12 protein-coding genes are annotated in these 13,977 nt (G+C 74.3%); 9 read left to right on the top strand and 3 right to left on the bottom strand.

Features of this window, described 5'->3' with window-relative positions:
- The first annotated feature begins 93 nt into the window (after positions 1–93).
- Positions 94–459, top strand: coding sequence for a DUF4180 domain-containing protein (locus tag SCWH03_RS03350; protein WP_173261555.1), 366 nt, complete (start codon positions 94–96; stop codon positions 457–459).
- Between the two features lie 1,484 nt (positions 460–1,943).
- Positions 1,944–2,981: a 2,3-diaminopropionate biosynthesis protein SbnB gene (gene sbnB, locus SCWH03_RS03345; RefSeq protein ID WP_173261553.1), complete on the top strand. Its 1,038-nt coding sequence runs from the start codon at positions 1,944–1,946 to the stop codon at positions 2,979–2,981.
- A gap of 254 nt (positions 2,982–3,235) precedes the next feature.
- Here sbnB and SCWH03_RS03340 read toward each other — a convergent pair whose 3' ends face one another.
- Positions 3,236–4,045, bottom strand: coding sequence for a hypothetical protein (locus SCWH03_RS03340; protein ID WP_173261551.1), 810 nt, complete (start codon positions 4,043–4,045; stop codon positions 3,236–3,238).
- A 593-nt stretch (positions 4,046–4,638) separates the two neighbouring features.
- Here SCWH03_RS03340 and SCWH03_RS03335 point away from each other — a divergent pair.
- From SCWH03_RS03335 to SCWH03_RS03325, 3 genes are all read left to right on the top strand, one after another.
- Positions 4,639–5,049 (top strand): hypothetical protein, encoded by a 411-nt coding sequence (locus SCWH03_RS03335; RefSeq protein WP_173261549.1) that lies wholly within the window; start codon positions 4,639–4,641, stop codon positions 5,047–5,049.
- Positions 5,050–5,076: 27 nt separating this feature from the next.
- Complete coding sequence (locus SCWH03_RS03330; RefSeq protein WP_173261548.1) at positions 5,077–5,490, top strand: hypothetical protein; 414 nt, start codon at positions 5,077–5,079, stop codon at positions 5,488–5,490.
- A gap of 82 nt (positions 5,491–5,572) precedes the next feature.
- Complete coding sequence (locus tag SCWH03_RS03325) at positions 5,573–6,490, top strand: hypothetical protein (RefSeq protein ID WP_173261546.1); 918 nt, start codon at positions 5,573–5,575, stop codon at positions 6,488–6,490.
- A gap of 252 nt (positions 6,491–6,742) precedes the next feature.
- Here the strand turns inward: SCWH03_RS03325 and SCWH03_RS03320 are convergent, their stop codons facing one another.
- On the bottom strand, positions 6,743–7,402 hold the full coding sequence (locus tag SCWH03_RS03320) for a helix-turn-helix transcriptional regulator (RefSeq protein ID WP_173261543.1): 660 nt from the start codon (positions 7,400–7,402) through the stop codon (positions 6,743–6,745).
- 164 nt (positions 7,403–7,566) lie between these two features.
- On the opposite strand from SCWH03_RS03320, the gene SCWH03_RS03315 reads away from it, so the two are divergent.
- Positions 7,567–10,449 carry an nSTAND1 domain-containing NTPase gene (locus tag SCWH03_RS03315; RefSeq protein WP_173261541.1) on the top strand — a complete coding sequence of 961 codons (2,883 nt, stop codon included), beginning with the start codon at positions 7,567–7,569 and terminating at the stop codon, positions 10,447–10,449.
- A gap of 140 nt (positions 10,450–10,589) precedes the next feature.
- Here the strand turns inward: SCWH03_RS03315 and SCWH03_RS03310 are convergent, their stop codons facing one another.
- Positions 10,590–10,853: a GlsB/YeaQ/YmgE family stress response membrane protein gene (locus SCWH03_RS03310; protein WP_173261539.1), complete on the bottom strand. Its 264-nt coding sequence runs from the start codon at positions 10,851–10,853 to the stop codon at positions 10,590–10,592.
- Positions 10,854–11,378: 525 nt separating this feature from the next.
- Between SCWH03_RS03310 and SCWH03_RS03305 the strand changes: the two genes are divergently transcribed.
- From SCWH03_RS03305 to modA, 3 genes are all read left to right on the top strand, one after another.
- Positions 11,379–12,197, top strand: coding sequence for an SGNH/GDSL hydrolase family protein (locus tag SCWH03_RS03305; RefSeq protein ID WP_173261537.1), 819 nt, complete (start codon positions 11,379–11,381; stop codon positions 12,195–12,197).
- A 291-nt stretch (positions 12,198–12,488) separates the two neighbouring features.
- Positions 12,489–12,884, top strand: a complete 396-nt coding sequence (locus tag SCWH03_RS03300; RefSeq protein WP_173261535.1) for a TOBE domain-containing protein — start codon at positions 12,489–12,491, stop codon at positions 12,882–12,884.
- A gap of 235 nt (positions 12,885–13,119) precedes the next feature.
- Entirely contained in the window at positions 13,120–13,926 is an 807-nt protein-coding gene (gene modA / locus SCWH03_RS03295) for a molybdate ABC transporter substrate-binding protein (RefSeq protein ID WP_173261534.1), read from the top strand.
- The last annotated feature ends 51 nt before the right edge of the window (positions 13,927–13,977 follow it).

Here is a 13,977-nt window from a genome sequence, read left to right as displayed (position 1 = left end):
CGACCGCGGTGCCGCACCGCGGCCGGCCGGGCTGCCGCCACACCCGGGTATCGCCGTCGACACCCTCCCGCGCGGGGGCTACGTTGGGGTCTCATGACCACCCTGGAGGAGATCCACGGCGTCCCCGTGCTGTTCTGCGGCGCGGAAGGCACGCCCGTCGGCGGCGAAGCCGATGCCCTTGACCTCATCGGTGACGCCCTGTACCAGGGTGCCCGCTGGGTCGTCGTCCCCGTGGAGCGCTTCGACGAGTCGTTCTTCAGACTCCGCACGCGCGTCGCCGGGGAGATCGTGCAGAAGTTCGTCAACTACCGGCTGGGCCTGGCGGTATCCGGCGACATCTCCACCCGTGCGGACGGCTCCTCCGCGCTCGGCGACTTCGTCCGGGAGTGCAACCGGGGTCGCCAGACGTGGTTCGTGACCGGCGCGGAGGAACTGCGGGAGCGCCTGCGGAACTGGTGACCCGCGGTACCTGCCGCCTCACCGCGCCGCGGAGCCTCGTCCGGCGGTGCGGTTCCCCGGGGCGCCGTGCCGGGCTGTTCCGCGGACGCCCGGTGGGGGCCGAGCGCGGGGGAGGGGGCGGGGACAGGCGCTCCGACGGGCGAGCGACCGCCTCCCGCGCGGCCGTCGCCCCGGTTGCTCCGGTAGAGCGCTTCCACCCACCCCGGCGGGCGGTGGCCACCGCATCCGGCCGTCGCCAGTGATCCGGCCCGGGGTGGCGCCGAAGGTGAGCGAGCCGAAGCTGTGCACGGCCGCCATGGGCAGCGGGCGGTGCACGGGCGCAGGCGGCGCGCGCATCCCGTCGGCGCGCCGGTGGTGCCGGCGCCGGCGCAGCGGACGCCCAGGCCGGGAACCGCCGCGCGGAGTTCGATGCCGTCCCTCGGCACGGGCCGTGCCGTCGTGCGGGTTCAGGTACTGGTTCAGCCCTACGCGGCGGCCGTCCGGCGCCCACGGCCTCCGCACACCGTCGATGCGCTCCCTGGGGGGATCCGCCCGCGCCGGCTCCGGTGGTGCTGCGGTGACGACGCGTGCGGACCTCGGTGCCCAGGGCCTCCACCAGCGGCGGAAACCGACCGCCGTATCGACTTGTGTATCCCGCTGGCGGGGCCCGGCGTGTCCGATCCTGTCTGCGGGCGATTGTTCGGTGCCTGCCGAAGGGAGGGTCCCCATCCGCCGCCGCGGTGGTCCCCAAGGGCGACCCTCGAACAGCCGGTTCCGGGGAGAAGAGCCGTGCGGCCGCGCAGACGGGCGGTGTGCGACACGCGTATGAGCGGCTCCGCCACCGGGACGCGGGTACGGCCTCGGCCCACCGGGGTTCCCGCAGCGGGTACCGGTCCGGTTCCCGGTCGGAGCGGATCGGCGCAGCCCCGGTCTGCGTGACACACCGTGATCCTGTGCCGGTCGCCGCCGAAGTTCCCCCTAACGCACGGTGGCGCGGCGGCGCGGTCAGGGAAGATGACCACAGGGCTCCCGCACACGGGCGTACCCGGTGCCTCCCTCACACCGTGGCGCCGGATGACACATACGCCCGCCGACGGACGGCGCTGTGACGCCGCCCCACACGACCTGAGGAACCGAGGAGGGACACGATGGAGATACGAACGGACACGGGCCGGGACTCCGCCAGACCCTCTGCGGGGCCTGCGGGGTGTGCGGGGTCTCTGAGGCCCACGCGGTCCGCGAACCCTGGCAGCCCGGCGACCTGAGGCTCGTCGGCGGCATCCGCACCGCCCACTGCCGCGAACCGTGCGACGGTCCCCCGCGGGATCCTCGTCGGGCCGGCCCACCCGCAACGGCGCGCCGGCCCCGGCCGGTGGGCGGACCGGCCGGATGACGACCGCCGCGGCCTGCGCCAGCCCCCCTCGGCCCGGCCGGTCCGGCCCCGCCTCCCCCCGGCGACTTCGCATCCGCCATCCGCCATCCGCTCCGTACCCGGGAGTCTCCCAATGTCCCAGCCGACCGCAGTGCCACCGTTCGCCGTGATCTCCGGCGCCCAGGTGCAAAGCGCCCTGCAGCATCGAGAGAAGCAGATCACCGACCTGGTCGAAGCCACCTACCGGCTGCACGCCACGGGTGACTCCGTGAATCCGCCCTCGTACTTCCTCAGGTTCCCCGACCGCCCCAACTCCCGGATCATCGCCCTGCCGGCCTCCGTCGGCGGGCAGGTCCGCGTGGACGGCCTCAAGTGGATCTCCAGTTTCCCCGACAACGTCGCCGCGGGCATCCCCCGGGCCTCGGCGGTGCTGATCCTCAACGACCACGACACCGGCTACCCGTTCGCCTGCCTGGAGAGTTCCATCATCAGCGCCACGAGAACCGCCGCGATGGCGGCCCTCGCAGCCGACCGGCTCGGCCGAGAACGGCCCGAACGCCCGTCACGGGTCGGGTTCTTCGGCACCGGGCTGATCGCCCGCTACATCCACACCTTCCTCGCCGGCACCGGCTGGTCCTTCGACGAGATCGGGGTGCACGACACCGCGCCGGAGAGCGCGGCCGGATTCGCCGGCTATCTGAAGCAGGCGGGCACCCCGGGCCGGGTCGCCGTCCACGACGGCCCCGAGGACCTCATCCGCTCGAGCGACATGGTGGTCTTCGCCACCATCGCCGCGAAACCGCACGTCACCGACCCGTCCTGGCTCGGGCACAACCCGCTGGTGCTGCACGTCTCCCTGCGCGACCTCGCCCCCGAGATCATCCTCGCCTCGGCCAACGTCGTCGACGACGTCGAGCACTGCCTCAAGGCCGACACCTCCCCGCATCTGGCCGAACAGCAGACCGGCAACCGGGAGTTCCTCACCGGCACCCTCGCCGACGTCATGTCCGGTCGGGCACGGGTACCCGGTGACCGGCCGGTGGTGTTCTCGCCCTTCGGCCTCGGGGTCCTCGACCTGGCCGTCGGCAAGTACGTGTACGACGAGACGGTCCGCGCCGGCCGGCTGCACATCATCGACGACTTCTTCCACGAACTGCGCCGCTACGGCTGAGGGCGCCGCCGACGGCCCGCAGGCGCGGGGCCCTCGGGCGAGTCGCTTCGCGCCCGTCACCCGACCCGGTACGCACCGCCCCGGCCGTCCGTGCCACGCTCCGCAGAGGTGCTCAGCCGGTCCCCGGGAGGCCCCGGCGAGTCCCGGCAGGCAGGCCCCGGCAGGGACCTGCCTGCCGGGACCCCTGCCGACGGGTGCGGCCGTCCGGGCGGTGGCGCCGCGAGGCGTTTCGCCGCGCCGCCGGGGTGCACGGTTCAGCCGGTCGGGGCCTGGTAGAGGCCGCGGCCCGCGCGGCGCGCACGGGAGGTGGCGACCAGCCGGTCGAGGGTGCTGCGCACGGTGTTGATGTTCCCCGCGCTGTCGTCACGCCCGAGGGCCTGGGCCACGTCGCGGGCCCGCAGGGCGGTGCCGAGTTGGCGGGACAGCACGGCGATCACCTGCTCCGTCAGCCCCCCGGACTCCGGGGCCGCCCCGGCCGCCGCCACCTCGTCCGCCGTCTTCCTCGCCGAGTCCGCGGACTGCGTCCTGGCCTTCGACTTCACGGACCTGCCCGGTGCGGTGGGCGCCTTCCCCGCCGGGCGACGCCTGGAGGCGGCGGCGGGCTTCTTCGCCTTGGACTTCGGGGCGGTAGCGGTCCTGCGGGACGTACGGGAGGTGCCGGAGCCGGTCACGGACCTGGTCCCGGCGGTCTCATCCGGGGTCTCCACCGCGTTCTCCGCGGCGTTCTCCACGGCGGCCTCAGCGGTCCTCTCATCCGGCGTGGGAACCTCGGCGGCGGATTCGCTGGGGAACGCCTCCATGTCGATGTCCGCGACGGGCTCCGCTGGAGCCTGCGGCGCCGCGGGGGCGCCGGCGGGGGGCTCGGCGGCGCGCGGCGCCGGGACCACGGTCGCCGACAGCGCGCTGAGCGCCGCCAGGGCCGCGCGCACCGACTCCAGCCGGTCCGAGACCGCGGCGAGTTCCGTCTGCAGTGCGACCTGCTGCTGCTCCAGTTCAGGAAGCTCCGCCTGAAGCAGCGCAGTTGTCGATTCGATGCTGTGCGTTGCGGTGGGCGTCGATGTCATCGTGCTCTCCTGACGAGGCTGTGCCTGCTGCCGGTGGTGGGAATGGTGTGATGCAGGGTACGCCGTTTGCCCGGAGTTCGGGGCATCTGGTCCCGGCATCACCGGCGGGCGCGACATGCGAGGGAGCGCGTGGGGGACTGAACTGCTCCTAGGAATACAGGTGTTGTGACACGTTTCCGTGCGGGCAGGCGCCCTCCGATATGTCGGTGCGGATGTTTCCGGGGCAGGCGCCCGACCCGGCCCGGCGGCGCCGGGGCCCCGGCGCCGCCGGGCCGAGCGGCGCCCGAGTCGGCCCGGCCCCACTTCCCGCGGCGCCGGGCGGACGGCCGGGGCGCAGGTGGGGCGAACCGGGGCCCGGGTGACGGATATTCCCGCGCCCGGCGCGACGACCGTGACAACGCGGCACGGCACGGCAAGGCCCGGCACCCACGACGATGCGCCGGGTCCGGGGCACCGTGCCCCGGACCCGGCGCCCGGCGCACCGGTGAGCGGAACCGTGCCCTGTACCCGGGTCCGATGTGTCCGCCGGCCCGCCTTCCTATCGTCGACTGCGTCGCGTCCGGACGTGGGCGCAGTCGAACAGGGAGGTACCGGTGGGTTCGAAGAGAGGGCGGCACGCCGCGGCGGCCGCGGTCGCACTGGCCGTGGTGGGCGCACTGGCCACTCCGGGTGCGGCGCACGCCGACAACGGGGACGGCAGGACCGCGTGCAACTCGGGAGAGATCTGCTTCTGGCGCTACAGCGGTGCCGTGCTGTGGACCAAGCAGTTCTGGTACACGGCGAACCATGGGGACTACACCTGGTGGGCCGGGCAGCCCACCGGCATCCGGATGCAGGACAACGCGGTCGAGATCACCAACAGGGACACCCAGTGTGATGTGCGGGTCGGCAACCGCAGTCCGGCCACCGGACTGTGGACGTGGCGGTACTTCCCCAACGACCACGTGCGCCGCGGCCTCGGCGAGATCAGGAACACCAACGACCGCCACGAGCGGGTCTGCTGACGGCCCGGCCCGGAAGGGAGGAGAACCATGAACGTTCGTACCTTCCGCCTGGTGGCCGCGGCGGCCGCCCTCGCGGTCGTGGCCCCGGCGCTCATGCCGGGTGCGGCGCACGCCGACAACGGGGACGGCAAGCCCGGTTGCGCCCACGGCGAGATCTGCTTCTGGTACAGCGCAGGCGACACGTACCAGAAGCAGTTCTGGTACACCGCGAACCACGGTGGCAACAACTTCATGTACTACGACCAGTACAGCTACCGGGTCTCCAGCAAGCCGGTGCAGGACAACGCGCTGCAGGTCACCAACCGTGACACCCGGTGCCGGATCCGGGTGGGCAACTACTCCGGCGGGCTGTGGACCTGGCGGGAGTTCCCGAACGACAACGCCCGGTACCACCTCGGCGACATCAACAACCGCAACGACCGCCACGAGCGACTCTGCTAGCCGGGCCGGGCCGGTCGCCGACCGTCCACATCGTCGGCGACCGGCCCCGTCCCCCCGTCCTTTGCCCCCAAGGGAGGCAGCGATGCGAGAACGACGAACCCGAACGGCCCTGTGCGGCCTGGCTGCCGCGGCGGTCCTCACGGCCTGCGCGGCGGGGGCCGCCGAGGCCCCCGACCTGACCGCCGTCCGCGCGGACGAGGTCGCCGACGAGATCTTCCGGGCCGGCGACATCGATCTGATCGAATACGTCAGGAACCGGCTCACCGGCGACTGCATGGACCGGCGGGGCTACCCGCAGCTCAAGCGGACCGGACTGTCCCGCCGGTCCCGGCCGTTCACCGATATGAACGTCCGGCAGCCGCTCTTCGCCACCCGTACCGACGAGCAGGCCATGCTGCTCGGCTTCGGGGAGCACAGGCGGCCGGAAGCCGCCAGTGTCCTCAGCTACGACCGGGACTTCGACAAGCAGTTCGAGCGATGCAGGCACGCCGCCGTCCGCAGGTTGGGGACGGAGTTCTCCGAGATCCAGAACCAGAGCTACCGGCTCTACAACGTCATCGCCGACGAACGCGACGCACTGCTGGAGACCCCCGAAGAGGCCGCCGTCGCCGCGGCTGCCCTGCGGCCCCTGCTCGCCTGCGTCGAGGCCAAGGGCTTCCGCCAGCGGACCCCCGGTGCGCAGACGCTCGACAGCTTCGGGATCGGCCTCCCCATGGGCCGCCACGAGGGCGCCGAGCCGGCGGAGCCCAAGAGGGTTCCCGGAACCGTCGAGGTACTCCCGGCCGTACCCGAGCGGCGCTATGTGCCGACGGCCGACGAGTCACGGCTGGCCGTCGCATCCGCCCGGTGCGCGCGGCAGACCGGGTTCGGGGAGAGGACCGCCGCCCAGCGGGCGCGGATCATGAAGAAGGCCGTCGCGGCACACGGGTCCGAAATCGCCGCACTGCGGCCCAGGGTCGAGAAGCTGGTGAAGGCGGCGACGAAGCTGGCCGGGTCCTGAGCACCCCGGCCCGGTCCGCAAGGCCGCGCGGCGCGGCCCTGTCGGCCGCAGCGGCCGTTCCGCCTCCGGTCCGGCCCGGTCCGGTCCCCGGCCCACCCCGGGTCCGCCCGTCGCCCGGGTCGCCGGCCCTGGCCCCGAACGCCGGGATCCCGGCCGGGTCCTCGCACGCTCTGCGGCCGCGTCCGGCTGCGACACGGACGGTGCCGTCCCGGGTGCGGCCGGCGGCAGCGCTGCGGTGCTGAACCGCCGCCCTCACCCGCCGCCGACGCGCGGGGCACCGCCGCGGCGGGCCATGGCCACCGCATGCGCGCGGTCCCGGGCCCCGAGCTTCATCAGCAGGTTCGTCACATGGTGCTTGACCGTGCGGACGCTGATCGCCAGGTCCTCGGCGATCTCGGCGTTCGGCGAGCCGAGGGCGATCTGTTCCAGAACCTGTCGTTCACGTGCCGTGAGACAGGCGGGGAGCGGGTGCGGGGCGGTCGGCAGGCGGCGCAGCAGCCGGGCCCCCACTGCGGGACTGACCCAGCGGCCCCCGGAGCCCACGCTGACGATCGCGGTGACCAGTTCCCAGGGCAGGGCAGGGCGCAGGACGACGCCGGCCACCTCGGCATGCCCCAGCTCGCCGAGTTCGGCATCGGTCATGGCCGCCGGTGCCACCAGCACGGACGTGGAGCCCGAACGCCCGGCGGCCGCCGCGCTGTCGGTGACCACGACGACGGGGGCCCGGGACACGGCGGACGGGCGTGACCCACCGCGCCGCACCAGCAGCGACCGGGCCGCCTGCAGAGCCGCCTCGACCTCACGGGACACGAACCGGCCCGCGAGTTCCGTGCGGACGACCAGATGCGGGGAGCCGGGACGCGACGGGAACGCCGTCCGGGCATGTGAGGTCAGCTCGCAGAAGTAGTACACGGATGTTCCCCCTTGGCGGCCACGCTCCGCACCGTCGGTCGCTCCAGGACTACCGGGCCTGCGTTGTTCGCGCTCGGCCCCCTGGCGCCGAACAAACAACTCCTGAAAAATCAATCCCGCCGTGCAGGCGGCGGAATGAGGCGACGACGGGCGGAGGAGTGCCGGTGCCACGCAGGGAGACCCCGCTCGGCGGGGGCGGCGGTCCGCTCCTCGAGTTCGCCGCCGGTCTGCGGCAACTGCGGAGATCGGCCGGCAGCCCGCCGTACCGTAAGCTCGCGGAGCGGGCCCACTACTCGATCTCGACCCTCTCCTCGGCGGCGTCCGGTCTGCGCCTGCCGACACTGGAGGTGACGCTGGCGTACGTCAGCGCCTGCGGGGGCAACCCGGGGGAGTGGGAGCGCCGCTGGCGGGACACCGCAGGACGGCTCGACGGGCAGCGGCCGGGGCCCGGTACGGCACACGACACGCAGGCGCCCCCGCCGTACGCGGGCCTGCGCCCTTACCGGGAGCAGGACGCGCAGTGGTTCTTCGGCCGGGAGCAACTGGTGGCGGACCTGGTAGGACGGCTGGCACGGCAGCGGTTCGTCATGCTGCTCGGGGCCTCGGGATCGGGCAAGTCCTCACTGCTGCGGGCAGGGTTGGCGCCGGCGCTGCGGCCGTCTGCGGCACCGGTGCTGCTGACCCCTGGTCCCCGGCCACTGGAGGAGTGCGCGGTGCGGCTGGGCGCACTGGCGGCACTCGCCCCGGGCGGGCTGTACCGGGAACTGCGGCGGGACCCGGAGGACCTGGGCCGGTCGCTGCGGCTGGCCTCCGCCCGCTCCGGCCGTCCCGGCGGCCCTTCCGTGCTGATCGTCGACCAGTTCGAAGAGGTCTTCACACTGTGTCAGGACGACCATGAACGCGACCGTTTCATCGAGGCGCTGGTCGCCGCCGCCGGCCTGCCTGGCGGCTGCCGGGTGGTGCTCGGCGTGCGGGCCGACTTCTATGCCCACTGCACCCGCAACGCAGCGCTGGTGGAGGCCATGCGCGAGGCACAGGTACCGCTCGGGCCGATGAGCCTGGACGAGCTGCGGCGCGCGGTGGTGCAACCGGCCCAGCGGGCGGGGCTCACCGTGGAGGGCGCGCTGCTGGCCACCCTCACGGCGCAGGCACACGGCCGGTCAGGAGTGCTGCCGCTGCTGTCGCACGCCCTGCTGGAGACCTGGCACCGCCGGCGCGGCAACCTGCTCACCCTCGCCGGTCTCGAAGCCGTCGGCGGGATCGAGGGCGCGCTGGTCAAGAGCGCGGAGGCGTTCTACACGGCCCTGGACGCCGAGCAGCAGTCCGCCGCCCGCCGCCTCATGCTGCGGCTCACCGCACCCGGCGTCGGCACGGAGGACACCAAACGCCGCATGGACCACAGGGAACTCGAGGGGGACGCCGCCACCCTCGCCGTCGTGGAGCGGGCCGCCGCCGCCCGGCTGGTCAGCCTCGACGAGGACCGGATGGAGATCACACACGAGACGCTGATCAGCGGCTGGCCCCGGCTGCGGGAGTGGCTCTCGGCCGACCGGGACCAGCGCCGCGCGCACCTGCGGCTCACCGAGGCCGCCGAGGTGTGGGCGGCCGCAGGAGAGGACCCCGGCGCCCTCTACCGGGGTGCGCGCCTGCGGACGGCCCGCCGGCTGGCGGAGTCCGACCTGGGGCTCAGCGCCCGCGAGCAGGCCTTCCTCGGTTCGAGCCTCGCCGCGGAAGCGGCCGAGATCCGGTCCGCCGCACGCCGCACCCGGCGGCTGCGCGTCCTCCTGGCCACGCTGGCGCTGATGACGGTGCTCGCCACGGTGGCCACGGTGCTCTCGGTACGGGCGAACCACGAGATCACCCGGCAGCGCAACGACGCCGTCGCGCTGAACGCGGCGGCGGCGGCGACCCGGACATACGCGGCCGACCCCGGACTCGCCGTCCAACTCGCCCTCGCCTCCTACCGGCTGAGACCCCGGCGCACCACCCGCGACGCCCTGCTCAGTACCCTCATGACCACGTGGGCTGCGCACCGCGCGGAGGCCTACACGCTCGATGTGAGCGACGACGGCGCCTTGCTGGCCGTGGGGAGCCGCGACCACACCGTCAGTCTGTGGGACATCCGCGATCCCCGGCGCCCCCTGCGGGCGGGAACCGTGACGGGGCACGCGGAGGAGGTGCACGCCGTGGCCCTGGGCCCCGGGCGCAGGACCCTCGCCACGGCGGGCGCCGACCGGACCCTGCGGCTGTGGGACGCGGCCAGGCCGGCGCACCCCGCGGCGCTGTCCGTCCTGACCGGCCCGGGCGGCGCTGTCCACTCCGTTGCCTTCCGCCCTGACGGCCGGCTGCTCGCCGCTGGCCACCGGGACGGCACGGTGAGCGTCTGGGGCATCGAGGACACCCGCCGGCCGCGGCGCCGGGCGGCGCTCGACGCCCACACGGACACGGTCCGGTCGGTGGCCTTCAGCGCGGACGGGCGGCTCCTGGCCACGGCCGGTCAGGACGGGGCGGTCCGGTTGTGGGACCTCCGCGACCCCGGCCGGCCTTCGTCGCGCGGCACCTGGAACGCCCACGACCTGGGCGTCTTCTGGGCGGAGTTCCACCCCCGTGACCGCCTCCTGGCGACCGCGGGCGGCGGCCGGGAGGCGGTGAGACTGTGGGACGTCAGCAACCCGGACCGCCCACTGCGGACCTCCGGTATCACCGGGCACAGCGACGTCGTCGGCCATCTCGCCTTCAGCCCGGACGGCCGTACCCTCGCCACGGCCAGTGACGACCGGTCAGTGGCGATCTGGGACGTCGGCACACCGTCCGCCCCCCGCAGCAAGGCCGTGCTCACCGCCTACGCCACGGCCGTGATGGGGGTCCGCTACACCCCGGACGGCCGAACCCTGCTGACCGGCGTGTTCGACGGAACCCTCCGCCTGCTGCCGACCGACTTCGGGCGGGCCGTCGCACAGGCCTGCGACGGCCGCCGCCCTTCCCTCACCCGAGGCACCTGGCGGCGCCACCTGCCCGGCGTCCCGTACCGGCCGCCCTGCGGGTGAGCGGTCGCCCAGGACCACCTGCGGGAACCGGCCGGGAGCCGGGGCGGGAGCCGGCGGGCGGCGCACACCGGCTCCGCTCCCGGCCCCGCCCGCCCAGGCGGCCCCGGCTCGACGCCGCTGGTGCACACGCGGGGGAGTGCTCAGCGCGGTGCCTTGGCGCGGTCCAGGGCGGCCACGCCGCCTGCGGCGAGAGCGATCTGGATGAGCCATTCGATCCAGTCGACGCCCTTGGTGTCCGCGACCCCGAAAGCCGCGGCGACCGCCGTGCCGACCAGCGCGGCGACGATACCGACGGCGATCGTCCACAAGACGCCGATGTGCTGGCGGCCGGGCAGCACGAGCCGCCCGAGCACACCGACGACGACGCCGATCACGATCGCGCTGAAGATGCCGGAGATTTCCATCACTGTCCCTTTCCGAAGGATCCCGCAGTCCGTATGCCCCCCATCGCCCGGCGCACGCATGTCCGGCGGTTCGTCCCCGGCTGCCAGGGGCATCGCCGCCCGCCGCGCCGTCCCGCCGCCCCGTTCGGCCAGGGCCCCGCCCCGCCCCGCCCCGCCCCGCGTCGCGGGGCGTCGCGGGGCGAGGACTACCTGCGGGGTGACCCGTGCCGGTGACCGGCCCCCCCCACGGTGATCGATCAGGTGATCAATTGCCCGTGTGAATAGTCATACTCATGAGTATGCTGAGGTCGGTCCACCGGTTCACCGGTTCACCGGTAGGTGTGGGACCGGGCACGAGGAGGGGGTTCGGATGGTGCTGCGGGATGTGCTTCCTGGGGAGGGGCCCGGATCCGCTGATCGGTCCGTGGCCGCCGCGCCGGTCATGCCGCCGCCCGGGAGCGCGGCGGCGGTCGCGGGCACGGCGGCGGTCGCGCCCGGACGGCGGCGGGCACGCGATCGCCGGTCACCGCGGGGGGCGGGGCGTCCATGACCGCCGCTGAAGCGCACGGGCTCCGCTACGTCGCGCTCGGCGACAGCCAGACGGAGGGACTCGGCGACGGTGACGACATCGCCGGACACCGGGGCTGGGCCGACCGCCTCGCCGAGCACCTCGCACGCCACGACCCCGAGCTGCGGTACGCGAACCTGGCCGTGCGGGGGCGTCTCGCCTCCCAGGTCCGCGCCGAGCAGCTCGGCCCGGCCCTCGCCCTCCGCCCCGACCTCGTCACCGTGGTCGCCGGAGTCAACGACCTGCTGCGTCCCCGGTTCGACGCCGATCAGGTCGCCGGCCATCTTGAGGCGATGTTCGCCGCGCTCACCGCGCAGGGTGCCCGCGTCGCGACCCTGACCTTCCCCGACATCACGCGCGTCATCCCGATCGCCCGGCCGCTGGGCTCACGCGTCACCGCCCTGAACGACCGCATCCGCCATGCGGCCCGGAGCCATGGCGTGATCCTCGCCGAGACCGGCCACCATCCCGTCGTCACCGACCCGCGGATGTGGAGCCCGGACCGGCTCCATGCCTCCCCGCTGGGCCATCAGCGGATCGCCGCCGCCATGGCGCACGCCCTCGCGCTGCCGGGCAGCGACGACACCTGGAGCCATCCGCTGCTCCCTCCCGCCGCCCCTCTCCGCACGGGCCGGCGGGCCGCGGTCGCGGAACTCCGCTGGGCCGCCGCGTATCTCGGCCCCTGGGTGGGCAGAAGGCTGCGCGGCCGATCGTCGGGTGACGGGTGTACGCCGAAGCGCCCGCACCTTCTCGCGGTGCAGGCCCCGCCCGAAGCCCCGCGAGGGCAAGGGGAATAGGCCGGGAGCCCCGGGCCGGTACCGGCGGGTGGCCGCACGCGCGACGGCCGTCACCTCCCAGCGTGCGCCAGGAGCTAGGCGGACGGGCGCGCCGGATCACCGGTGGAGGCGGGCCGCTGCCGAAGCGTGGGGGGCCGCGTCGGGACGCGCGGGCGAGTCGCGCGGTGATCCCGCGCAGCCCCCGGCCTGCCCGCGGCATCGTCCCTACCTCCTCCGATCGGAACCGCAAATGCCAAGCAGGGTGCGCAGAAGGTTTGCAGTCACGAGGGATGCAGCCCTACAGTGCCGCACATGCAGTCCTACAGCATCGGGCAGGCGGCGCGACTGCTCGGCGTCAGCCCCGACACCGCGCGCCGCTGGGCGGACGCCGGCCGGATCGCGACCCACCGCGACGAGAGCGGGCGGCGCCTTGTCGACGGCCGCGACCTGGCCGCCTTCTCCGTCGGCTTCGCACAGTCCGGAGGCGGAGACGACGAAACCCCCCGCACCTCCGTGCGCAACGCGTTCCCCGGCATCGTCACCGCGGTGAAACTCGGCGATGTCGCTGCCCAGGTCGAGGTCCAGGCAGGGCCGCACCGGCTGGTGTCGCTGCTGACCAGAGAGGCCGTCGAGGAACTGGGACTCGAGGTCGGTATGCGCGCCACCGCCCGGGTGAAGTCGACCAGCGTGCACATCGACCGCACCTGAGGCCCGGTTGGATCGCGTCCACGGGCGAGAAGCCCGATCCGGCTTCGACGCAGGGGGTGGCGCTCGACCGCCGGACCGCATCACCGCCCCGGCCCCGCCGCCACGGCGGCGTCGCCGTCCCGCCACGGTTCACCACCACCCGCACGGACACCCGCCGATGCCCCGCACTGCCGCGGGGACGGCCCCGTACGAAAGGCCGCCCAGCCCGCCCCGTCCACCAGGAGCCACCCCCACCATGACGCCCGCCGGCCTCTCCCTGCGCCGCACCGCCGCCGCAGTCCTGGCGGTGGCCCTCGCCGTGCCCCTCGCCGCGTGCGGCGGCCGTCCCGGCGCCGCCGGCGGCGCCACGGCCGCACCGGCCGGGTCCGGCCGGCCGGCGGCGCACCTCACCGTGCTGGCCGCCGCCTCCCTCACCGACGCGTTCCGGACCGCGGGACCGGCCTACGAGAAGTCCCACCCCGGCACCGCGGTCACCTTCTCCTTCGCGGGGTCGCAGGAACTCGCCGCACAGGTCCGGCAGGGTGCGCCCGCCGACGTGCTGGTCACCGCCGACACCCGCACGATGGACGGCCTCGGCGCCGACACCGGGACCCCAGGGATCATCGCGAGGAACCGGCTCGTGATCGCCACCGCCGAGGGCAATCCCGAGCGGATCGCCGGCCTCCGGGACCTGGCCGATCCCAGGCTGAAGGTCGTGCTCGCGGCACCCGAGGTCCCGGTGGGGCGCTACAGCAGGAAGATCCTGGACGCCCAGCGGATCACCGTGCGGCCGGTCTCCGCGGAGCCCAGCGTGCGCGCCGTACTGAGCAAGGTAGAACTCGGCGAGGCCGATGCCGGGATCGTCTACGCAACCGACGTGGCCACCGCGCCGGACGAGGTCGACGCCGTCGAGATCCCCGACGCGCAGAACGCCGTCGCCGCATACCCGGCCGCCACCCTGAAATCCTCGGAGCACGCCGAGGCGGCCGCGGCGTTCGTGTCATGGCTCTCCTCGCCCGAGGCGCAGCGCATCCTCCAAGACGCCGGCTTCCACCAGCCCTGACCCCGACCCGCGGAGCCGCCGTGATGAGGCCCGCCCGGTCACGTGCCGCGG

The sequence above is a fragment of the Streptomyces pacificus genome (genome assembly GCF_011766325.1).
Taxonomy (GTDB): Bacteria; Actinomycetota; Actinomycetes; order Streptomycetales; family Streptomycetaceae; genus Streptomyces; species Streptomyces pacificus.
This window is presented reverse-complemented; position numbering and strand designations above follow the sequence as displayed.